The 22,413-nt window shown below is 52.8% G+C and carries 20 protein-coding genes; 12 read left to right on the forward strand and 8 right to left on the reverse strand.

What is annotated here, in order from left to right; all coding sequences use genetic code 11:
* Window positions 1–8: 8 nt before the first annotated feature.
* The 4 genes from accB to acuI form a co-directional block, all read right to left on the reverse strand.
* The gene (gene accB / locus ACVXHP_RS08975) at window positions 9–479 is read right to left on the reverse strand and encodes an acetyl-CoA carboxylase biotin carboxyl carrier protein (RefSeq protein WP_003025210.1); all 471 of its coding nucleotides are present in this window, start codon (window positions 477–479) and stop codon (window positions 9–11) included.
* 392 nt (window positions 480–871) lie between these two features.
* Window positions 872–1,471 (reverse strand): protein-methionine-sulfoxide reductase heme-binding subunit MsrQ, encoded by a 600-nt coding sequence (gene msrQ, locus ACVXHP_RS08980; protein WP_047026423.1) that lies wholly within the window; start codon window positions 1,469–1,471, stop codon window positions 872–874.
* Window positions 1,472–2,476: a protein-methionine-sulfoxide reductase catalytic subunit MsrP gene (gene msrP / locus ACVXHP_RS08985; protein WP_447571318.1), complete on the reverse strand. Its 1,005-nt coding sequence runs from the start codon at window positions 2,474–2,476 to the stop codon at window positions 1,472–1,474.
* A gap of 119 nt (window positions 2,477–2,595) precedes the next feature.
* Window positions 2,596–3,570: an acrylyl-CoA reductase (NADPH) gene (gene acuI, locus ACVXHP_RS08990; RefSeq protein ID WP_316130745.1), complete on the reverse strand. Its 975-nt coding sequence runs from the start codon at window positions 3,568–3,570 to the stop codon at window positions 2,596–2,598.
* A 225-nt stretch (window positions 3,571–3,795) separates the two neighbouring features.
* Here acuI and csrD point away from each other — a divergent pair, with 225 nt between their 5' ends.
* Window positions 3,796–5,736 carry an RNase E specificity factor CsrD gene (csrD, locus tag ACVXHP_RS08995; protein WP_200009144.1) on the forward strand — a complete coding sequence of 647 codons (1,941 nt, stop codon included), beginning with the start codon at window positions 3,796–3,798 and terminating at the stop codon, window positions 5,734–5,736.
* A gap of 8 nt (window positions 5,737–5,744) precedes the next feature.
* Here csrD and ACVXHP_RS09000 read toward each other — a convergent pair whose 3' ends face one another.
* Window positions 5,745–6,065, reverse strand: coding sequence for a hypothetical protein (locus ACVXHP_RS09000; protein WP_154050627.1), 321 nt, complete (start codon window positions 6,063–6,065; stop codon window positions 5,745–5,747).
* On the opposite strand from ACVXHP_RS09000, the gene mreB reads away from it, so the two are divergent.
* The 7 genes from mreB (at window position 6,043) to tldD (ending at window position 16,226) form a co-directional block, all read left to right on the forward strand.
* Window positions 6,043–7,086: a rod shape-determining protein MreB gene (gene mreB, locus ACVXHP_RS09005; RefSeq protein ID WP_000913396.1), complete on the forward strand. Its 1,044-nt coding sequence runs from the start codon at window positions 6,043–6,045 to the stop codon at window positions 7,084–7,086. The genes ACVXHP_RS09000 and mreB overlap by 23 nt on opposite strands.
* A 64-nt stretch (window positions 7,087–7,150) precedes the next feature.
* The gene (gene mreC / locus ACVXHP_RS09010) at window positions 7,151–8,173 is read left to right on the forward strand and encodes a rod shape-determining protein MreC (RefSeq protein ID WP_042311343.1); all 1,023 of its coding nucleotides are present in this window, start codon (window positions 7,151–7,153) and stop codon (window positions 8,171–8,173) included.
* Window positions 8,174–8,662: a rod shape-determining protein MreD gene (gene mreD, locus ACVXHP_RS09015; protein WP_447571319.1), complete on the forward strand. Its 489-nt coding sequence runs from the start codon at window positions 8,174–8,176 to the stop codon at window positions 8,660–8,662. It abuts the gene before it with no gap.
* Window positions 8,663–8,669: 7 nt separating this feature from the next.
* Window positions 8,670–9,263, forward strand: a complete 594-nt coding sequence (locus ACVXHP_RS09020) for a Maf family protein (protein WP_447571320.1) — start codon at window positions 8,670–8,672, stop codon at window positions 9,261–9,263.
* On the forward strand, window positions 9,253–10,722 hold the full coding sequence (rng, locus tag ACVXHP_RS09025; RefSeq protein WP_003828822.1) for a ribonuclease G: 1,470 nt from the start codon (window positions 9,253–9,255) through the stop codon (window positions 10,720–10,722). Before ACVXHP_RS09020 ends, rng begins: the two co-directional genes overlap by 11 nt.
* 110 nt (window positions 10,723–10,832) lie before the next feature.
* The gene (yhdP, locus tag ACVXHP_RS09030) at window positions 10,833–14,633 is read left to right on the forward strand and encodes an AsmA2 domain-containing protein YhdP (RefSeq protein WP_447571321.1); all 3,801 of its coding nucleotides are present in this window, start codon (window positions 10,833–10,835) and stop codon (window positions 14,631–14,633) included.
* Window positions 14,634–14,780: 147 nt separating this feature from the next.
* Window positions 14,781–16,226, forward strand: a complete 1,446-nt coding sequence (gene tldD, locus ACVXHP_RS09035; RefSeq protein WP_032940819.1) for a metalloprotease TldD — start codon at window positions 14,781–14,783, stop codon at window positions 16,224–16,226.
* Window positions 16,227–16,312: 86 nt separating this feature from the next.
* Here tldD and aaeR read toward each other — a convergent pair whose 3' ends face one another.
* Window positions 16,313–17,242, reverse strand: coding sequence for an HTH-type transcriptional activator AaeR (aaeR, locus tag ACVXHP_RS09040; protein WP_047026417.1), 930 nt, complete (start codon window positions 17,240–17,242; stop codon window positions 16,313–16,315).
* 184 nt (window positions 17,243–17,426) lie between these two features.
* Between aaeR and aaeX the strand changes: the two genes are divergently transcribed.
* The 4 genes from aaeX to ACVXHP_RS09060 all read left to right on the forward strand — a co-directional run bounded on the left by aaeX (window position 17,427) and on the right by ACVXHP_RS09060 (window position 20,939).
* Complete coding sequence (gene aaeX, locus ACVXHP_RS09045) at window positions 17,427–17,630, forward strand: p-hydroxybenzoic acid efflux pump operon protein AaeX (RefSeq protein ID WP_003025177.1); 204 nt, start codon at window positions 17,427–17,429, stop codon at window positions 17,628–17,630.
* Window positions 17,631–17,637: 7 nt separating this feature from the next.
* Complete coding sequence (gene aaeA / locus ACVXHP_RS09050) at window positions 17,638–18,570, forward strand: p-hydroxybenzoic acid efflux pump subunit AaeA (RefSeq protein WP_079225917.1); 933 nt, start codon at window positions 17,638–17,640, stop codon at window positions 18,568–18,570.
* A gap of 5 nt (window positions 18,571–18,575) precedes the next feature.
* Window positions 18,576–20,543 (forward strand): p-hydroxybenzoic acid efflux pump subunit AaeB, encoded by a 1,968-nt coding sequence (gene aaeB / locus ACVXHP_RS09055; RefSeq protein WP_047026415.1) that lies wholly within the window; start codon window positions 18,576–18,578, stop codon window positions 20,541–20,543.
* Window positions 20,544–20,660: 117 nt separating this feature from the next.
* Window positions 20,661–20,939, forward strand: coding sequence for a barstar family protein (locus ACVXHP_RS09060; RefSeq protein WP_304702237.1), 279 nt, complete (start codon window positions 20,661–20,663; stop codon window positions 20,937–20,939).
* A gap of 56 nt (window positions 20,940–20,995) precedes the next feature.
* Here the strand turns inward: ACVXHP_RS09060 and yhcN are convergent, their stop codons facing one another.
* Window positions 20,996–21,262 (reverse strand): peroxide/acid stress response protein YhcN, encoded by a 267-nt coding sequence (gene yhcN, locus ACVXHP_RS09065; RefSeq protein ID WP_042311328.1) that lies wholly within the window; start codon window positions 21,260–21,262, stop codon window positions 20,996–20,998.
* A 374-nt stretch (window positions 21,263–21,636) separates the two neighbouring features.
* Window positions 21,637–22,107 (reverse strand): transcriptional regulator ArgR, encoded by a 471-nt coding sequence (gene argR / locus ACVXHP_RS09070; protein ID WP_003025162.1) that lies wholly within the window; start codon window positions 22,105–22,107, stop codon window positions 21,637–21,639.
* Window positions 22,108–22,413 lie beyond the last annotated feature (306 nt).

A 22,413-nucleotide genomic window follows, 5' to 3' on the forward strand; every position in this document is an offset into this window, starting at 1 on the left:
TCGCCTCGTTATTCGATGACGACCAGCGGCTCGTCAAATTCTACCGGTTGACCACTTTCTACCAGAATCGCTTTAACGACGCCGGATTTGTCGGCTTCGATCTGGTTCATCATTTTCATGGCTTCAACGATGCACAGGGTATCGCCCGCATTCACTTTCTGGCCGATTTCGATGAACGCTTTCGCATCCGGGCTCGGGGTGCGGTAGAACGTACCAACCATTGGGGAGCGTACGATGTGACCACTGATTTCCGCTGCTGCCGGAGCTTCCATACTTGGAGAGGCAGTTTGTGCGACAGCGTTAGACAGAGCTGGCTGCTGCATCACTGGTGCAGCATAAGCCTGTTGCATCATTGGAAAACTTGCAGCTGGCGCCGCACGGCTGATGCGTACAGACTCTTCGCCTTCAGAAATTTCCAGTTCGGAGATGCCTGATTCTTCAACCAGCTCGATCAGTTTTTTAATCTTACGAATATCCATGAGTGGGTTCCGTACTCTTTGTTTAGTGAGATTGTGACAGGCGTTTTACCGCCGTCTGTATAGCATTTTTATAACAGTGAGTGACAAGATGCCACGCATCTCAGGCGTTGCACTGGGTGCTAATGCCATTATATGAGATTGCCAGACTTGTTCGTCATTGTGCGGCTATCTTCTGCCATTTTCGGGTAAAAGACAAAATATACCTTCAATATGCGATTGTCACCCTTTCCGCGCTGTAAAAACGCTACCGGGGATAGCAAAGGCGCACATTATAACTATTTCGTAGCAATTGGCAGCTAAATACTGGTCTTATCAGGGAAGATAATCAACCGTTAACATGTAAAGAAAATCGGATCGTCCGTGTTTTGCAACGCACTGCACATATCGTGAAACTACCGCCACCACTGGCGAAACTTCTTGTAGCGGCAGGCTAACAGCACCGCAGCAAGTGCGGCATAAATAATCGGTTGAGGGGAGATAATTTTAACCGACCACAGATAATGTATGGGTGCCAGGATCGCCACAAGATAGACGAAGTTGTGCAGAAATTGCCAATTCTTACCCAGCTTTCGCTGTGCAGCTTGCGTGGACGTTAAGGTGAGGGCAAATAATATGACCCAACTGACAATGCCCAACATCAAATACGGTCGCGAGATGAATTCCCGCCCCAACAGCGCCAGATTATGAATACCCAGTTCCAGTAACGCGTAGCTGGTTAAATGCAGCGTCGCCCAGGCGAAACACCATAGCCCTAACAGGCGACGCGTGCGTATCAATAATGGCTGTTTAGCGTAGCGCGCCAGTGGAGAGACCAGCAAGGTCGCCAGTAAGAATTTCAGAGCTGTCCTACCGGTAAAGTGCTGGATGTCTTTGACCGGATCGGCGCTCAAACCGCCATAATTTACCGCCCAAAAGAGCCAGATGAACGGCAAAAAGCCGGCAAGATGCAGACAAACTTTCAGGCCGGTAATGTGCTTTGCAGTCAGACGCACTTAAAAATTCTCCTGCAGATTAAGACCACGGTACAAAGAAGCAACCTCGTCGCCGTAACCGTTAAACAGCAGCGTGGGTTGACGCTGTACGTCCAAAATACCGCCAGCGCCAATTAAGCGTTCGGTGGCCTGGGACCAGCGGGGGTGATCGACATGCGGATTCACGTTGGCATAAAACCCATATTCATTGGGTGCGGCCAGGTTCCAGGTGGTCGGCGGGCGTTCGCGCATAAGTTTGATACTCACGATCGACTTTATGCCCTTAAATCCGTATTTCCACGGCACAATTAAGCGGATGGGGGCGCCATTTTGTGGTGGAAGAGCCTTTCCATAAACTCCTACGGTAAGCAGCGTGAGTGGATGCATTGCTTCATCCAGGCGTAACCCTTCAACATAGGGATACTTCAGCCCGCCGCCAATAAAGCGATCTTTCTGTCCTGGCATTTCATCCGGCGCGTAGCGCGTTTCGAAAGCGACATATTTTGCGTTGCTGGTGGGCTCAACCTGCGCCAGCAGTTTATGTAATGGAAAGCCAATCCACGGCACCACCATTGACCAGGCTTCCACGCAGCGCATCCGATAAATCCGCTCTTCCAATGGGAAACGGGTGGTCAGCGCATCATGATCGAGAGTGAGTGGTTTTGCGACTTCACCGCTGATTGTCAAGGTCCACGGATCGGTTTTCAGGCTGCCAGCGTTGGCCGCTGGATCCGCTTTGTCGAGACCAAACTCATAGAAGTTGTTGTAGCCAGAAACCTTATCCGCTGGCGTTAAAGGAAGCGAATTTTGCCAGGCGGTGGGCTTGCTGAAATTAAGCGGCTTACCCGCAGGCGCCGGAGGGCGGTCATTCCCCTTAAACCAGCTAAGAAGGTCGGCCTGCGCAGAGAGGGGCAAAGACAACGCGGCTGCGCTGATGCCTAATGCTTGCAGTACCTGACGGCGCTGCATAAAAAAAGCCGACTCGGCGGTGACGTCGGCTTCTGTAAATGGACGTAATTTCTTCATAACAGACTCCCGGCTTACGCGTCATGACAGACAGGGGATGCGTAGTTACTATGGCAGGGAGTCTCGATATATGCCGCGAAATTTCGTGAGTTAAGTGTAAATTTCTGCGCCGATGCCGGTTATTTCACCTTCACCAGGGTACGACCTTGCACCTGGTTATTGATGATGGCATCGGCGAACTTCGGCGCATCCGTCAGCGCAATCTCCGTGGCGGCCTGAGTATAGAATGATTCCGGCAGATCCTTAACCAAACGCGCCCAGGCTTCTGCGCGACGTGCCGGCGGGGTCATCACCGAGTCCACCCCTTGCAAACGTACATTACGCAGAATGAATGGCATAACGGTGGTCGGCAGCGCGAAACCGCCCGCCAGGCCGCAGGCGGCCACGCAGCCCCCGTAGTTCATCTGTGCCAGGACTTTCGCCAGCACTTTATCGCCAACGGTATCAATTGCGCCGGCCCACAGCTGTTTTTCCAACGGGCGAGATTCAGCAAACTCATCGCGGCCAAGAATACGGTTAGCGCCCAGGCTCTTCAGGTAGTCGTGGGTGCTTTCACGTCCTGATACGGCTGCAACCTGATAGCCCAGCTTATGCAGTAATGCAACGGCAGTGCTGCCCACGCCGCCGCTGGCGCCGGTGACGACAATTTCACCGTCTTGCGGGCGAATACCTGCATCCTCAAGCGCCATGACGCACAGCATGGCGGTAAAACCGGCGGTACCGATGACCATCGCTTTACGCCCGTCCAGCCCTTGCGGCAGCGCTACCAGCCAGTCGCCTTTGACGCGCGCACGTTCAGCCAGCCCGCCCCAATGGTTTTCACCCACACCCCAGCCGGTCAGTAGAACTTCCTGACCCACATGAAAACGGGGATCTTCGCTGGCGCGAACGGTTCCGGCGAAATCAATGCCTGGAATCATCGGAAAGTTGCGAATGATTTTACCCTTGCCGGTGATAGCCAGGGCGTCTTTATAGTTCAGGCTCGACCAGTGGACATCCACCGTTACATCGCCTTCCGGGAGCTGGTTTTCGTCGAGGGGTTGAACGGATGCGAGGGTTTTTCCGTCCTGCTGTTCTAAGATCAAAGCCTGCATAACCTGTCCTCAATTCGTATAGTGGATTGGAAAATTGTTAATGAAGACTATACTCGCTAATCAAAACATGATGCCGATTCTGCGCAATAAATTGCCAGATATACCTGATTTGGTAGTATGCCCACACAGTTTGCATAAATTGGCGGATTTTGCGTTCAGTTTTGCCTTTTCGAGTCGCTTTATCTCTTTCATACCTGTTTCATAACTGTCGGAGTTAACACAAGGATGCGATTAACGACGAAATTCTCAGCTTTTGTCACGCTGCTTACCGGGTTAACGATCTTTGTGACTCTGATTGGCTGCTCGCTGAGTTTCTACAACGCTATTCAATATAAGTTCACTACGCGAGTGCAGGCGGTGGCGACGGCGATTGATACACATCTTGTCTCCCGCGATTTCGTTTCGCTGACACCGCAAATCGATGACCTGATGGTTTCTGTTGATATCGTGCGTATCGAATTGCTGCAAGGGGAGCATATCGTGTATGACCACTCCCGAACCAGCAGCTATCGCCCGGCAGGAACAAACAACCTCTACCGCGACATCACCGTACCGTTGGTCAAGCATCCGGGCATGTCAGTGCGACTGGTTTATCAGGATCCGATGGGCAATTATTTCCATTCGCTACTGACTACCGCTCCGCTCACGCTGGCCATTGCATTTATTATTCTGATGCTCTTTTTGTCGGTACGCTGGCTTCAGCGTCAGCTTTCAGGCCAGGAGTTACTGGAGATTCGTTCCACGCGTATTCTGAACGGTGAGCGCGGGCCGAATGTACGAGGAACGGTCTATGAATGGCCAGCGCGCACCAGCAGTGCGCTCGATATGTTGCTGACTGAAATTCAAAATGCCCGCGAGCAACGCAGCCGACTGGATACCCTGATTCGTTCCTATGTTGCGCAGGATACAAAAACCGGGCTGAGTAACCGTCTGTTTTTTGATAACCAATTGGCCACGCTGCTGGAAGATCAGGAAAAGGTGGGATCGCATGGCGTCGTGATGATGGTGCGCCTGCCGGACTTTACTCTGCTGCGAGATAGCTGGGGAATCACCCAGGCGGAAGAGCAAATTTCAACGCTAATCAATTTGTTGTCGACGTTTATGACGCGTTATCCGGGGGCATTGCTGGCGCGCTACCACCGTAGCGATTTTGCCATCCTGCTGCCACATCGCACGCTGAAAGAAGCCGAAAGCATCGCCGGGCAATTATTAAAAGCGGTCGATGCGCTTCCGACTAATAAAATGATCGATCGTGCCGATATGGTTCATATTGGCATTTGCGTTTGCCGCAGTGGCCAGTCGACGGAACAGGTGATGGATCATGCTGAGGCCGCCACCCGGAATTCGGTCCTGCAGGGCGGGAACAGCTGGTCGGTCTATGATGACTCACTGCCGGAAAAAGGCCGGGGCAATGTGCGCTGGCGAACACTGATTGAACAGATGCTCAGCCGGGGCGGGCCGAGAATATATCAAAAACCTGCGGTAACGCGTGAAGGACGGGTGCACCACCGGGAACTGATGTGCCGTATTTTTGATGGCAGCGAAGAGGTTATCTCGGCGGAATATATGCCGATGGTGCTGCAATTTGGCCTGGCTGAAGAGTATGACCGTTTGCAGTTAAGCCGTCTGATCCTGCTTTTGGGCTACTGGCCGCAGGAAAGCCTGGCGATGCAGATAACGGTTGAATCGCTAATTCGCCCACGTTTTCAGCGCTGGCTGCGTGATACGTTAATGCAGTGCGAAAAATCACTACGCAAACGCATAATTATTGAACTTGCTGAGGCAGATGTCTGTCAACATATCAGCCGATTACAGCCCGTCATCCGATTGATGGACGCGCTAGGGGTACGAATCGCCGTTACGCAGGCCGGTTTAACGCTGGTGAGCACCAGTTGGATTAAAGAGCTTAACGTTGAGTTATTGAAGCTGCATCCAAGCCTGGTGAGGAATATTGATAAGCGAACCGAAAACCAACTGCTGGTTCAAAGCCTGGCGGAGGCCTGCTCAGGCACGCCAACGCAGGTTTACGCCACGGGCGTTCGTTCGCGTAGCGAGTGGCATACGCTGACGGAACGCGGAGTTGCTGGTGGGCAAGGGGATTTTTTTGCCGCATCACAGCCACTTGACACCAACGTGAAAAAATATTCGCAAAGATATTCGGTTTAACCTGCCGTTTAATTCGTTTTCACGTAGAATAACGCGCGCTGTGCCTTCTGGGGGTGTGCTTGTCTGCTCGCCAGGTTGTAACAGCAAACATGCAGGTGAATGACCTTTGACAGGTTGCAAACAAAAGCGAGGAATGCTGCTGATTTTTTCAGCCCTGATGGACTCAGGCCGGTTTTGTAACAAAGGAAACGAACTGCACTAATTTTCACCGTAGCAGATGATTTTTGCGCCTTGTCGCTGCTGCGTGTGGTTGGTAAAGTAAGCGGATTTTGTTTTCCGCCCCAGCTTTCAGGATTATCCCTTAGTATGTTGAAAAAATTTCGTGGCATGTTTTCCAATGACCTGTCCATTGACCTGGGTACCGCGAATACCCTTATTTATGTAAAAGGACAAGGCATCGTATTGAATGAGCCTTCTGTTGTGGCCATTCGTCAGGATCGTGCCGGTTCGCCGAAAAGCGTAGCTGCAGTAGGTCATGATGCGAAGCAGATGCTGGGTCGTACGCCGGGCAATATCGCTGCAATTCGCCCAATGAAAGACGGCGTTATCGCTGACTTCTTCGTGACTGAAAAAATGCTCCAGCACTTTATCAAACAAGTGCACAGCAATAGCTTCATGCGCCCAAGTCCGCGCGTACTGGTGTGTGTACCGGTTGGAGCAACTCAGGTTGAACGCCGTGCGATTCGTGAATCCGCTCAGGGCGCAGGCGCCCGTGAAGTCTTTTTGATCGAAGAGCCGATGGCGGCCGCGATTGGTGCGGGCCTGCCAGTTTCTGAAGCAACCGGTTCAATGGTGGTGGATATCGGTGGTGGTACCACTGAAGTTGCCGTTATCTCCCTGAACGGCGTGGTTTACTCTTCTTCTGTCCGTATTGGTGGTGACCGCTTCGACGAAGCCATCATTAATTACGTTCGTCGTAACTACGGTTCTCTGATCGGTGAAGCCACCGCAGAACGTATTAAACACGAAATCGGTTCCGCTTATCCGGGCGATGAAGTCCGTGAGATCGAAGTACGCGGTCGTAACCTGGCAGAAGGTGTTCCACGCGGCTTTACCCTGAACTCCAACGAGATTCTGGAAGCGCTGCAGGAACCGCTGACCGGTATCGTGAGTGCGGTAATGGTTGCCCTGGAACAGTGCCCGCCAGAGCTGGCGTCAGATATCTCCGAGCGCGGTATGGTGCTGACCGGTGGCGGTGCGCTGCTGCGCAACCTTGACCGTCTGTTAATGGAAGAAACCGGTATTCCAGTTGTTGTTGCTGAAGATCCGCTGACCTGCGTGGCGCGCGGTGGCGGCAAAGCACTGGAGATGATCGATATGCACGGCGGCGACCTGTTCAGCGAAGAGTAATCGGACGCAGGTAGGGTAGCCCGCGGGTTGCCCTTCCGCTCTGATACGAGAATACGCATAGACTATGAAGCCAATTTTTAGCCGTGGCCCGTCGCTACAGATTCGCCTTATTCTGGCGGTGCTGGTGGCGCTCGGCGTTATTATTGCCGACAGCCGCCTGGGTACGTTTAGTCAAATCCGAACGTACATGGATACCGCCGTCAGTCCTTTCTACTTTATCTCTAATGGTCCTCGTGAATTACTCGACGGCGTGTCGCAAACGCTGGCTTCGCGTGACCAACTCGAACTTGAAAACCGGGCGCTGCGTCAGGAACTGCTGCTGAAAAACAGCGAGCTGCTGATGCTGGGGCAATATAAACAGGAGAACGCGCGTTTGCGCGAGCTGCTGGGATCGCCATTGCGTCAGGACGAACAAAAGATGGTGACGCAGGTCATCTCAACGGTTAACGATCCTTACAGCGATCAGGTCGTGATCGACAAAGGGAGCGTTAACGGCGTCTACGAAGGTCAGCCAGTTATTAGCGACAAAGGTGTCGTGGGTCAGGTCGTTGCGGTAGCAAAACTGACCAGCCGCGTGCTGCTCATTTGCGATGCGACGCATGCGCTGCCAATTCAGGTGCTGCGTAACGATATTCGCGTCATTGCTGCGGGCAACGGTTGTACGGACGATCTTCAGCTCGAACATCTGCCGGCGAACACCGACATACGCGTTGGCGATGTGCTGGTGACGTCCGGTTTGGGTGGGCGCTTCCCTGAAGGTTATCCGGTTGCTGTTGTTTCTTCCGTTAAGCTGGACACGCAGCGTGCCTATACCGTCATTCAGGCACGTCCGACCGCGGGTTTGCAGCGTTTGCGCTATCTGCTGCTGTTGTGGGGAGCCGATCGTAACGGCGCCAATCCGATGACGCCGGAAGAAGTACACCGTGTTGCTAATGAACGTTTGATGCAAATGATGCCGCAAGTTCTGCCTGCGCCAGATGCCATGGGGCCGCCTGCGCCAGTACCGGCACCTGCTACAGGCGTCACTACAGCGCCTACGGACACCACGCCGCCACAACCTGCTCCGCGAAAGCCGGGAGGACAGTAAGTGGCAAGCATACGTCACCAGGGGCGTTGGGTTATTTGGCTTTCGTTCCTTATTGCATTGTTGCTGCAAGTTATGCCCTGGCCGGATAACATTCTTGTTTTCCGGCCAAACTGGGTGCTGCTCATCTTGTTGTATTGGATTCTGGCGCTGCCGCATCGCGTAAATGTGGGCACAGGGTTCGTGGTGGGTGCCATACTGGATCTCATTAGCGGTTCCACGCTTGGCGTGCGGGCCTTGTCGATGAGTATCATTGCCTATCTGGTCGCACTGAAATTCCAGCTATTCCGCAACCTCGCGCTCTGGCAACAGGCGCTGGTGGTCGTGTTGTTATCACTGGTCGTGGATATTATTGTTTTCTGGGCCGAGTTTTTAGTGATCAATGTCTCTTTCAGACCTGAAGTGTTCTGGAGTAGTGTAGTGAATGGTGTGCTCTGGCCATGGCTATTCTTACTGATGCGTAAAATCCGTCAGCAGTTTGCGGTGCAATAAGGTTGATATGAATACTCTGTATCTTGCTTCCGGTTCTCCACGTCGTCAGGAGCTGCTCGTTCAACTTGGTGTTACGTTTGAACGGCTGGTTCCTGGGATTGAAGAACAGCGGCACCCGCAGGAAAGCGCGCAGCAGTACGTTTCTCGTCTGGCGCGCGAAAAAGCGCAGGCTGGCGTCGCGCTGGCGCAGCGCGATTTGCCGGTATTGGGTGCGGATACCATTGTTATTCTTAACGGCGAAGTGCTGGAAAAACCACACGACGCCCTCCATGCCGCCGCAATGCTGCGTAAACTGTCGGGCAACACACATCAGGTCATGACCGCCGTGGCATTGGCCGATCGCCAGCACAGTCTGGACTGTCTGGTGGTGACGGAAGTGACGTTCAGAGCACTCACCGATGAGGACATCGCGGGTTATGTTGCCAGCGGTGAACCAATGGATAAAGCAGGTGCATACGGTATTCAAGGGTTGGGTGGCTGTTTTGTCAGGAAGATAAATGGCAGCTATCACGCCGTAGTCGGCTTACCGCTGGTAGAAACGTATGAGTTGCTGACCAATTTTAACGCACTGCGTGAGCAAAGGGATAAACATGACGGCTGAATTGTTGGTAAACGTAACGCCATCGGAAACACGGGTGGCTTACATTGATGGCGGTATTCTTCAGGAAATTCATATTGAACGTGAGGCGCGACGTGGAATCGTAGGCAATATCTACAAAGGTCGTGTAAGTCGTGTACTTCCGGGTATGCAGGCGGCTTTTGTAGATATTGGACTGGATAAAGCCGCATTTCTTCACGCTTCAGACATCATGCCGCACACCGAATGCGTGGCCGGTGAAGAGCAAAAACAGTTCACCGTGCGCGACATTTCTGAACTGGTTCGCCAGGGCCAGGATTTGATGGTGCAGGTGGTAAAAGATCCGTTGGGAACTAAGGGCGCTCGCCTGACGACGGACATTACGCTGCCTTCCCGTTATCTTGTTTTTATGCCGGGTGCATCGCACGTTGGCGTTTCCCAACGTATCGAAAGCGAAACCGAACGCGAACGCCTGAAAAAAGTGGTAGCTGATTACTGTGATGAGCAGGGCGGATTTATCATTCGTACGGCGGCGGAAGGCGTATGTGAAGAGGATCTCGCCTCGGATGCTGCCTACCTGAAGCGCGTCTGGACGAAAGTTATGGAGCGCAAAAAACGCCCGCAAACGCGCTACCAGATGTATGGCGAACTGGCGCTGGCGCAGCGCGTTTTGCGTGATTTTGCCGATGCCCAGCTTGACCGGATCCGCGTCGACTCTCGCCTGACCTATGAGGCGCTGCTGGAATTTACGGCGGAGTACATTCCCGAGATGACCAGCAAGCTGGAGCATTACAGCGGACGTCAGCCCATTTTCGATCTCTTTGACGTTGAGAATGAAATCCAGCGCGCGCTGGAACGCAAGGTTGAGCTCAAATCCGGCGGCTATTTGATCATTGATCAAACCGAAGCGATGACTACCGTGGATATCAATACCGGCGCGTTTGTTGGCCATCGTAATCTCGACGACACTATTTTTAATACTAATATTGAAGCAACGCAGGCCATTGCGCGTCAGCTGCGTCTGCGTAACCTGGGCGGCATTATCATTATCGATTTTATCGACATGAATAATGAAGACCATCGGCGCCGGGTGTTGCACTCTCTGGAGCAGGCTCTGAGCAAGGACCGCGTAAAAACCAGCATCAACGGTTTTTCACAGTTGGGCCTGGTGGAGATGACGCGCAAGCGCACGCGTGAAAGCGTGGAGCATGTGCTGTGCAATGAGTGCCCAACCTGCCATGGACGCGGTACCGTGAAAACGGTGGAAACCGTATGCTATGAAATCATGCGAGAAATTGTCCGCGTACACCATGCATACGACTCCGATCGCTTCCTGGTTTATGCTTCTCCGGCAGTGGCGGAAACCCTGAAAGGCGAAGAGTCGCATGCGCTGGCGGAAGTCGAAATCTTTGTGGGTAAACAGGTCAAAGTCCAGGTTGAACCGCTCTATAACCAGGAGCAGTTCGACGTCGTAATGATGTAATTGAGTAGTAGCACCAGCGCATGTAGGCCGGATAAGGCGCAAGCGCCGCCATCCGGCAATATACACTCAAGGGGTGTGAGTCACATTTTTTTGCAGACAAGGAGAGGCGCGTGAGGCGATTGCCGGGGATATTACTGCTCACTGGAGCCGCATTCGTTGTCATTGCAGCGCTGCTGGTCAGTGGGCTGCGCCTTGCGCTACCTCATCTTAATAGCTGGCGTCCGGCCATTCTCAGTAAGATTGAATCCGCGACCGGTTTGCCCGTTTCCGCCAGCCAGCTTTCCGCCAACTGGCAAAATTTCGGCCCTACGCTTGAAGCGCGTGATATTCATGCGCAGCTTAAAGACGGCGGTGAGTTTTCGGTAAAACGCGTCACGTTAGCGCTGGATGTCTGGCAAAGCTTACTGCACATGCGCTGGCAGTTTCGCGATCTCACCTTCTGGCAATTGCAGTTGCGCACCAATACCCCCATCCAGAGTAGTGAAAGTGGTGATGGAATTGAAGCGGGTCACCTCAGCGATCTCTTCCTGCGTCAGTTTGATCATTTCGATCTCCGCGACAGTCAAATTAGCTTTTTAACCCTCTCAGGTCAGCGCGCTGAACTGGCGATCCCACAGCTTACCTGGCTGAACGGTAAAAACCGGCATCGTGCTGAGGGTCAGGTCAGTCTTTCCAGCCTGACCGGACAGCATGGCGTTATGCAGGTGCGCATGGATCTGCGAGACGATAATGGGCTATTGAATAATGGTCGGGTCTGGTTGCAGGCAGACGACATTGACGTCAAACCGTGGCTGGGCAAATGGATGCAGGATAATGTCGCGCTGCAAACCGCGCGTTTTAGCCTGGAAGCATGGATGACGATCAATAAAGGCGTCGTCTCCGGGGGGGATGTCTGGCTGAAGAAAGGCGGTGCCAGCTGGCTGGGTGACAACCGTACGCATACGCTCTCTGTCGATAACCTGACGGCGCACATCAGCCGGGAACAGCCGGGCTGGCAATTCTCTATTCCCGATACCCGTATCACCATGGATGATAAACCCTGGCCGAGCGGAGCGTTAACGCTGGCCTGGATCCCTGAGCAGGAAGTCGGTGGTGAGAATAACAAGCGTAGCGACGAGCTTCGCATTCGTGCCAGCAATCTGGATCTGGCCGGATTAGAAGGGCTGCGCCCGATGGCGTCCCGGTTATCGCCTGCGCTGGGTGATATTTGGCGCGCCACGCAGCCGAGCGGCAAAATAGATGTGCTGGCGCTGGATATCCCGTTACAGGCGACAGAAAAAACCCGCTTCCAGTCCGCATGGACCAACTTGGCCTGGAAACAGTGGAAGTTGTTACCGGGGGCTGAGCATTTCTCCGGTACGCTGGCGGGCAGCGTGGAAAATGGCGCGCTTACCGCTTCCATGAAGCAAGCCAACATGCCGTATGAGACCGTATTCCGCGCGCCATTGGAAATAGAAAACGGCGTGGCGACGCTAAGCTGGCTGAAGAATGATAAAGGTTTTCAGTTAGATGGGCGCAACATTGATGTTAAAGCGAAAGCGGTACATGCGCGCGGCGGTTTTCGCTATCTGCAACCGACCGGTGACGAGCCATGGTTGGGCATTCTGGCGGGGATCAGTACTGATGACGGTTCTCAGGCCTGGCGCTACTTCCCGGAAAATCTGATGGGCAAAGAGCTGGTTGACTACCTCAGCGGCGCGATTCAGGGCGGCGAAGCGGATAACGCCACGCTGGTATATGGCGGCAACCCGCATTTGTTCCCGTATCTGCACAATGAAGGGCAGTTTCAGGTCCTGGTGCCGCTACGCAATGCTAAATTCGCCTTCCAGCCCGACTGGCCTGCGTTGACCGACCTCAATATTGAACTGAACTTCATTAACGACGGCCTGTGGATGAAAACGGATGGCGTTAATTTAGGTGGCGTAAAAGCCAGCAACCTGACGGCCAATATTCCCGACTATGCAAAAGAAAAGCTGCTGATTGATGCCGACATCAACGGGCCGGGTAAGGCGGTTGGACCTTATTTTGATGATACGCCGCTAAAAGATTCTCTGGGCGCCACGCTTGAGCAGTTGCAGATTGATGGCGATGTGAATGCTCGCTTACATCTCGATATCCCATTGGATGGCTCGCTGGTTACAGCCAAAGGCGACGTCAACCTGCGTAATAACAGTCTGTTTATTAAACCGCTCGACAGTACGTTGAAGAATTTGACCGGTAAATTCAGCTTTGTGAACGGCGATCTGCAGAGCGAGCCGATGACGGCCAACTGGTTTAATCAGCCGCTGAACGTCGACTTTTCCACGACCGAAGGGGCCAAAGCCTATCAGGTGGCGGTGAATCTGCAAGGCGACTGGCAGCCTAACCGTATGGGGATTTTGCCGAAGCAGGTGAACGATGCGTTAAGCGGCAGTATGGCGTGGAATGGCAAGGTAGGCATCAATCTTCCGTACCATGCCGGGGCGACCTACGACATTGCGTTAAAGAGTGACCTGAAGAATGTAAGTAGTCACTTACCCGCTCCACTGAATAAGGCGGCCGGTGAGGCGCTGCCGGTAAATATTAAGGCGAACGGCAATCTGCGCAGCTTTGATCTTACCGGTAATGCAGGGAGTATGAATCACTTCAACAGCCACTGGCTGCTGAATCAGAAGCTGACCCTTGACCGCGCTATCTGGACGTCTGAAAGCCGCACTGTGCCCGCGTTACCCGATCAGCAAGGCATTGAGCTTAATCTTCCCCCTATGGACGGTGCGCAATGGCTGGCATTGTTCCAGAAAGGTGCTGCGGATAACGTTGGCTCGAACGCCAACTTCCCACAGCGCATCACGGTGCGTACGCCATCGTTATCCCTGGGGGGGCAGCAGTGGAATAATTTGAGTATCGTGTCTGAGCCTTCGGGCAACGGTTCCAGCGTGCAGGCGCAGGGGCGCGAGATTAACGCCACGCTGGCTATGCGCAATAACGCCCCGTGGCTGGCGAACATTAAATACCTCTATTACAACCCGAGCGCCGCAAAGCCGTCTCCCGGCACAGCGCCAGCGTCGCCTTTCTCTACCATCAATAACGTCAGCTTCCGTGGCTGGCCGGATGTTCAGCTCCGCTGTGCAGAGTGTTGGCTGTGGGGACAGAAATATGGGCGTATTGATGCCGATGTGGCGATCAAAGGCGATACGCTGTCGTTGAGCAACGGTCTGTTGGATACCGGCTTTGCCAGACTGACTGCCGATGGCGAATGGGTGAATGTGCCGGGTAAAGAGCGTACGTCACTGAAGGGAAAACTGAACGGCAACAAAATTGACTCTGCCGCCAGTTTCTTTGGCGTATCGACGCCGATTCGTAACTCTTCGTTCAATGTGGAGTACGACCTGCACTGGCGTAATCCACCGTGGGATCCGGACGAAGCGTCGCTGAATGGGATTTTGCGTACCCGATTGGGCAAAGGTGAGCTTACCGAACTCAGTACCGGCCATGCGGGGCAACTGTTACGCCTGTTAAGCTTTGACGCGTTGCTACGTAAACTGCGCTTTGATTTTAGCGATACCTTCAGTGAAGGCTTCTATTTCGACTCCATTCGCAGCACGGCGTGGATTAAAGATGGCGTGATGCATACCGACGACACGTTGGTGGACGGCCTGGAAGCTGACATCGCGATGAAAGGCTCGGTGAATCTGGTACGCCGTGAACTGGATATGGAAGCGGTTGTCGCACCTGAAATTTCTGCCACCGTTGGGGTTGCCGCCGCGTTCGCCGTTAACCCGATTGTCGGCGCGGCGGTGTTTGCCGCCAGTAAGGTTCTGGGACCGCTGTGGAGTAAAGTTTCGATTCTGCGTTACCGTATCACCGGTCCGGTTGATAAGCCGCAGATTAACGAAGTTCTGCGTCAGCCGCGCAAAGAAAGCCAGCAATGATTTGACGGGGGCAACTAATTGCCCCAATCTCAGTACATAGTATTGCCGGATGGAGCAGCGCTTATCCGGCCTACAGTAGCCTAACAACGTAGGCCGGATAAGGCGTTTTTGCCGCCATCCGGCAGAATTAAATGAGTAACCAAAACGATGAGTCTGAACCTGGTAAGTGAACAATTGCTAGCGGCGAATGGCCTGAAACATCAGGATCTGTTTGCCATCCTGGGCCAACTGGCCGAACGCCGTCTCGATTACGGCGATCTCTATTTTCAGTCGAGCTATCACGAATCCTGGGTTTTAGAAGACCGCATCATTAAAGATGGTTCTTACAATATCGATCAGGGTGTTGGCGTGCGCGCCATCAGCGGCGAAAAAACGGGGTTTGCCTATGCAGACCAGATTAGCCTGCTGGCGCTGGAGCAAAGTGCGCATGCTGCCCGGACTATTGTGCGCGACAGCGGTGATGGCAAAGTAAAAACGCTGGGGGCGGTAGAGCATCAGGCGCTTTACACTTCGGTCGATCCGTTACAGAGCATGAGCCGCGAAGAGAAGCTGGATATTCTGCGTCGCGTTGACAGCGTTGCACGGGCTGCCGACAAGCGCGTTCAGGAAGTAACCGCCAGCCTGACCGGAGTTTATGAGCTGATTCTGGTGGCGGCGACCGACGGTACGTTGGCCGCGGATGTCCGTCCACTGGTGCGTTTGTCCGTCAGCGTACAGGTCGAAGAAGACGGTAAACGTGAGCGCGGCGCGAGCGGTGGCGGTGGTCGCTTTGGCTATGACTATTTCCTTGGCGATCTCGATGGTGACGTTCGTGCCGACGCGTGGGCGAAAGAGGCCGTACGCATGGCGCTGGTCAATCTCTCGGCGGTAGCTGCGCCGGCAGGTACGTTACCGGTGGTACTCGGCGCTGGCTGGCCTGGCGTTCTGCTGCACGAAGCGGTCGGTCATGGTCTGGAAGGCGACTTTAACCGCCGTGGCACCTCGGTATTTAGCGGCCATATGGGTGAACTGGTCGCGTCAGAACTGTGTACCGTTGTGGATGATGGCACCATGGCGGACCGTCGTGGTTCCGTGGCTATTGATGATGAAGGTACGCCGGGCCAGTATAACGTGCTGATCGAAAACGGTATTCTCAAAGGCTACATGCAGGACAAACTGAATGCGCGCCTGATGGGTGTGGCACCCACGGGTAACGGACGCCGTGAATCTTACGCTCATCTGCCGATGCCGCGTATGACCAACACCTATATGCTGCCAGGGAAGTCCACGCCGCAGGAAATTATCGAATCTGTTGAATACGGTATTTATGCGCCTAACTTTGGCGGCGGCCAGGTGGATATCACCTCCGGGAAATTTGTGTTCTCAACGTCCGAAGCGTATCTGATTGAAAACGGTAAAGTGACCAAACCGGTAAAAGGCGCGACGCTGATTGGCTCCGGTATCGAAGCGATGCAGCAAATTTCGATGGTGGGTAACGACTTGAAACTGGATAACGGCGTAGGCGTTTGTGGGAAAGAAGGCCAGAGCCTGCCGGTTGGCGTGGGTCAGCCGACGCTGAAGGTCGATAATTTGACGGTCGGCGGCACCGCATAACATCATGATCCAGGCCCGATAAGCGTCAACGCCATCGGGCATCTTGCCGGATGCGGCGTCAACGTCTTATCCGGCCTGCACTCTTTTTATTTTTCTTTTCCCCGGCCATACATTCCCTGGAACAGGTGCGCCACATCGACAAAATAGTCGGTCAGATAATTAATCACCACCTGCACTTTGAGCGGTAACTTATCTTTCTCGGTATACAGGGCGTAGACCGGACGCGGATCTGACTGGTAGCGGGGGAGCAGGATCTCCACATCACCATGATTGATCTCATTGATCACCCACATCAGCGGCACATAAGCAATGCCGGCACCTGCGGCCAGCCAACGCACCAGCGTCATCGGATCGTTGGTGACGAAGCGTCCCTCTGGAATCAGGCGGGTAGAGATCCCCTCCGGGGCGATAAGCTCGAATTCATTATCCGGGCGAACGCTGTATTCCAGCCATGAGTGGTTGCTAAGATCGGCTGGTTTTTCCGGAGCGCCAAACTGGGCGAGATAGCTTTTAGCGGCGCAGACCACCATCGGCATGGCCCCCAGACGACGTGAAAACAGGCTAGAGTCTTGTAACGCGCCGACGCGGATAACCACATCCAGGCCATCGGCAATTAAATCCGGTGCCGGGATGCCGGTGACCAGATTTACCGTCAGACCGGGGTACTCTTTCAGCATTTTCGCCGTCAGCCCGGCGAGGACATTTTGTGCCATGGTTGAAGAACAGCCAATACGCAACGTGCCGATGGGGGTGTTATTAAAGGCATACAGCTGCTCATGAACATCCTGCGCTTCGTGCAGCATGCGACGGCAGCCCTGATAATAAATTTTACCGGCTTCGGTTAGCCCAATGCTGCGCGTACTGCGGTTTAGCAGCTTTACCTGTAGTTCATCTTCCAGTTTAGAGACCGTCTGGCTTATCGATGAAACGCTCATTTGTAGCTGTCTTGCGGCGGCGGTGAAGGAGCCCAGTTCGACAACTTTGGCGAACACCGACATACGTTTTAATCGTTCCATTATTCACTCTGGCTTAAAAGTGATTTAGATCACATAATATAGATAACAGCATAACAGTTACGTTAATATATTATTATTCAAATAACGGCTATGTCGCTCTCGCCTGGCTCATCCTTGCCCTTCTCTGCGGTGACATACGCTAGAAAATCTATCACCTGCACTCTCTTAAGTTACCAAGGTCAACATGAGTCTGTTTCCCGTTATCGTGGTGTTTGGTCTGTCCTTCCCACCGATTTTTTTCGAATTGCTTTTGTCACTGGCGATTTTCTGGCTGGTGCGCCGGGTGCTGGTTCCCACTGGCATCTATGATTTTGTCTGGCATCCGGCTCTGTTTAACACCGCGCTGTATTGCTGCCTGTTCTATTTAATAACGCGCCTGTTCGTTTGAGGTTGAAGTGAAAACACTAACAAGAAAAATCTCCCGCACGGCCATTACCGTCATCCTGGTCGTTCTTGCATTCATCGCTATTTTTCGCGCATGGGTGTTCTACACCGAGTCGCCGTGGACGCGTGATGCGCGTTTCAGCGCAGATGTCGTCGCCATTGCGCCGGACGTTGCGGGTCTTATTTCCAACGTTAACGTCCATGATAACCAACTGGTGAAAAAGGATCAGGTCCTGTTTACCATCGACCAGCCGCGCTATAAAAAAGCCCTCGAACAGGCCGAAGCCGACGTCTCGTATTACCAGGTTCTGGCGCAGGAAAAACGTCAGGAAGCCGGTCGTCGTAACCGTCTGGGCGTGCAGGCCATGTCTCGTGAAGAGATTGATCAGTCTAACAACGTACTGCAAACCGTATTACACCAGTTGGCGAAGGCGCAAGCGACCCGCGATCTGGCAAAATTGGATCTTGAACGTACCGTTATTCGTGCGCCTGCGGATGGCTGGGTGACTAACCTGAATGTCTACAGCGGCGAATTTATTACCCGCGGCTCCACGGCGGTAGCGCTGGTAAAGCAGCACTCGTTCTATGTCCTGGCATATATGGAAGAAACCAAGCTGGAAGGCGTACGCCCTGGATATCGCGCTGAAATTACCCCGCTTGGAAGCAATAATGTGTTGAAGGGTACCGTTGATAGCGTGGCGGCTGGCGTAACGAATGCCAGCAGCACGCGGGACGCAAAAGGTATGGCGACCATTGATTCCAATCTTGAATGGGTCCGTCTGGCACAGCGTGTGCCGGTGCGCATTCGTCTTGATGAACAGCAAGGAACCCTGTGGCCAGCCGGGACGACGGCTACTGTTGTTATCACCGGTAAACAGGATCGCGATGCCAGTCAGGAATCCTTCTTCCGTAAAATGGCGCACCGCCTGCGCGAGTTTGGTTAATTGCGATGGGTATTTTTTCCATTGCCAACCAGCACATCCGCTTCGCGGTAAAACTGGCGTGCGCGATTGTCCTGGCGCTGTTCGTTGGTTTTCACTTTCAGCTTGAGACCCCGCGCTGGGCGGTGTTGACCGCGGCAATTGTGGCAGCTGGCCCGGCTTTTGCCGCCGGTGGGGAACCCTATTCAGGCGCCATCCGCTATCGCGGGATGCTGCGTATCGTCGGGACATTTATTGGCTGTATTGCCGCACTGATCATTATTATCAGCATGATCCGCGCCCCGTTATTGATGATTCTGGTGTGCTGTATCTGGGCCGGTTTTTGTACCTGGATCTCGTCGCTAGTGAAGATCGAGAATTCCTATGCCTGGGGGCTTTCGGGCTATACGGCGCTGATCATCGTCATTACTATCCAGGCAGAACCGCTGTTGACGCCGCAATTTGCGCTCGAACGTTGCAGCGAGATTGTGATGGGGATTGTCTGCGCCATTGTTGCCGATCTGCTCTTTTCGCCCCGCTCGGTGAAACAGGAAATTGATGTCGAACTGGACAGCCTGCTGGTGGCGCAGTATCAGCTAATGCAGTTGTGTATAAAGCATGGCGACAGTGAAGAAGTGGACAAAGCCTGGGGCGATTTAGTCCGTCGCACGGCGGCGCTGGAGGGGATGCGCAGCAACCTTAATATGGAGTCTTCACGTTGGGTGCGTGCTAATCGCAGGCTCAAAGCATTGAACACGCTGTCGCTCACGCTTATTACTCAATCCTGTGAAACCTACCTTATTCAAAATACCCGCCCGGAACTGATCACCGACACCTTCCGCGAGTTGTTCGATACGCCGGTTGAAACGGTGCAGGATGTCCATAAACAGTTGAAGCGGATGCGTCGGGTGATTGTCTGGACCGGCGAGCGTGAAACACCGGTTACGATTTATAGCTGGGCAGGTGCGGCGACGCGCTACCTGCTGCTGAAACGCGGTGTGGTGAGTAATACAAAAATTAGCGCGACGGAAGAAGAGATCCTACAAGGCGAGCCGTTGGTGAAAGTTGAATCAGCCGAACGTCACCATGCGATGGTCAACTTCTGGCGCACCACCCTTTCCTGTGTGCTGGGAACTTTGTTCTGGCTGTGGACCGGCTGGACATCCGGCAGCGGCGCGATGGTGATGATTGCGGTCGTCACCTCGCTGGCAATGCGCTTGCCGAACCCTCGGATGGTGGCGATAGATTTTATCTACGGTACGTTGGCGGCATTACCGCTCGGCGCGCTCTATTTTCTGGTGATAATCCCCAATACGCAGCAAAGTATGCTGCTGTTGTGTCTGAGCCTGGCAGTGCTGGGATTCTTTCTGGGAATTGAGGTGCAGAAACGGCGACTGGGATCGATGGGGGCGCTGGCCAGTACTATTAATATTATCGTGCTGGATAACCCAATGACCTTCCACTTTAGCCAGTTTCTTGACAGTGCGTTGGGGCAGATTGTTGGTTGTGTGCTGGCGTTTCTCGTCATTCTGCTGGTGCGTGATAACTCGCGTGACAGAACCGGTCGCGTGTTGCTCAACCAGTTTGTCTCCGCAGCGGTTTCGGCAATGACCACCAACGTGGTTCGTCGTAAAGAAAACCACCTTCCGGCGCTTTATCAGCAGTTGTTTTTACTGATGAACAAATTCCCCGGCGACCTGGCGAAGTTTCGCCTGGCGCTGACAATGATTATCGCGCATCAGCGTCTGCGCGATGCGCCGGTACCGGTGAATGAGGATTTATCTGCGTTCCATCGCCAGCTGCGCCGCACCGCCGATCATGTTATTTCAGCAGGAAATGACGACAAGCGCCGACGCTACTTTAGCCAACTGCTGGAAGAGCTTGAGATCTATCAGGAGAAGTTAATCATCTGGCAAGCCCCTCCACAGGTGACCGAGCCGGTAAAACGACTCAGCGGGATGCTACACAAATACCAGCACGCGCTGACCAGCAATTAAGTACAAGAAACCGATGCCAGAAGCGTCGGTTTTTTTATGGCTATACTTACCTGAAATGCGGGAGGCCCTGCATATTGGTGGTCCATAGAGTGACTGGCGTCGGGATGGTGGCTATAGATGAACATCTATACGTTTGATTTTGACGAGATTGAAGATCAGGGTGATTTCTACCGCGAGTTCACGCGCGCATTTGGTCTGGCCCGAGAAAAAGTGGTCGATTTAGATTCTCTGTGGGAGGTCGTTACCGGAGAAGCCTTGCCGCTGCCGGTGGAGATTGAATTTATCCATTTGCCGGACAAACTACGCAGGCGATACGGCGCACTAATATTACTGTTCGATGAAGCGGAAGAAGAGCTGGAAGGGCAGTTACGTTTTAATGTTCGTCACTCAATGTAAGGCATAAAAAAGCCCCCGGCAGGCGGGGGCAAGTCGTCGGTTTAGACGACGAGGGTTTATTTGTACAGTTCTGCAGTCGCGTGCCAGTGAGCACCTTCACGGAGTTCAGTGACGCGATAGCTGCTGGCGCCCGCTTTTTCAGCTTTCGCGGCGATAGCCTGACGCATATCCATTGGTGAGCTACCGATCTGAGATACGGAGATGCTACCCATGGATTGCAGGTTCTGTGCTTCTTGTGAGTTCACCTGAGTAACCGCGGCGCTGGCACCGAAAGAGAGAACAGAAAGAAGGCTTAAAGCTGCAACAGTAGTTTTGATTTTCATGATATTTACCTCGTCGAATTCTTTTATTGTGGGTCTTGTTTCGTGACCCTCATCACAAAATCAAGTATACACTAATAACGCGATAAATTAATACCACGCTAATTGTTTCTGTAGTTATTAAGTTTTAAAAAGATTATTTTTTATAACTTAAAGGAATTAAAATCAGCCTTTTTAACTACCATATAGAAATAAATTAAGTAAAATCAATGTGATATTGAATTTTGCAAAATGTGCGTTTTTCAGCCTTCGTATTCACTGTGTGAATGGGTTTTAGCGGTTAAACGCACCATTTGTTAAATGAATGGCAGTGGAAAATAGAACGAAGAGGGGAAAGTAGAGGTTTTTCCCCGCCGGGAGACGACGGGGAGGAGGCATTACAGTTCTTGTTCGAACAGCTCCAGAATGGCTTCGTACAGATCTTTTACCGTAAAACCCTTAGCTGGCGTGGTGAAGATGGTATCGTCACCGGCAATCGTTCCCAAAATACCTTCCGCTTTACCCAACGAATCCAGCAGACGGGCAATCAACTGAGCAGCGCCGGGGCTGGTGTGAATAACCACGACCGCATCGTTATAGTCGATATCCAGTACCAAATTCTTCAGCGGACTGGAGGTTGTAGGTACCCCCAACTCTGCCGGCAGGCAGTACACCATTTCCATTTTCGCATTGCGGGTACGCACCGCACCAAACTTGGTCAGCATGCGTGAAACCTTGGACTGATTGATATTATCAAAGCCCTGATCCTGCAATGCGAGGACGATTTCGCCCTGAGAGCTGAACTTTTCTTCTTTAAGTAGCGCTTTAAACGCCTTCACTAATTCTTCTTGTTTTGCCGAGCTTCGCATAAGTCACCCGTAATATGGCGGTAGAAACAACATTATTGTGCATACAGATGAATTTTTATGCAAACGGTCTGCCCTGGTAAAGGCTGAAATAATGTTATGAAAGAGCGGAATTTTATCAAATTTCGTTATCAAGAAACATGCCTGTGTCACGGCGCGCAAATAAGGTTAAAAGTAAATTAATTGTTATCAAATTGATGTTGTTTTGAGAGGCGGGTAGGGTATATTGTCAGCACCTGTTGGAAAGTTGCTCTACTGTGCGGGTGCTTTTGAATTACGTAACTTAGGTTTTATTTTACGTAAGTTAAA

This window comes from Citrobacter freundii complex sp. 2025EL-00176 (genome assembly GCF_053309355.1).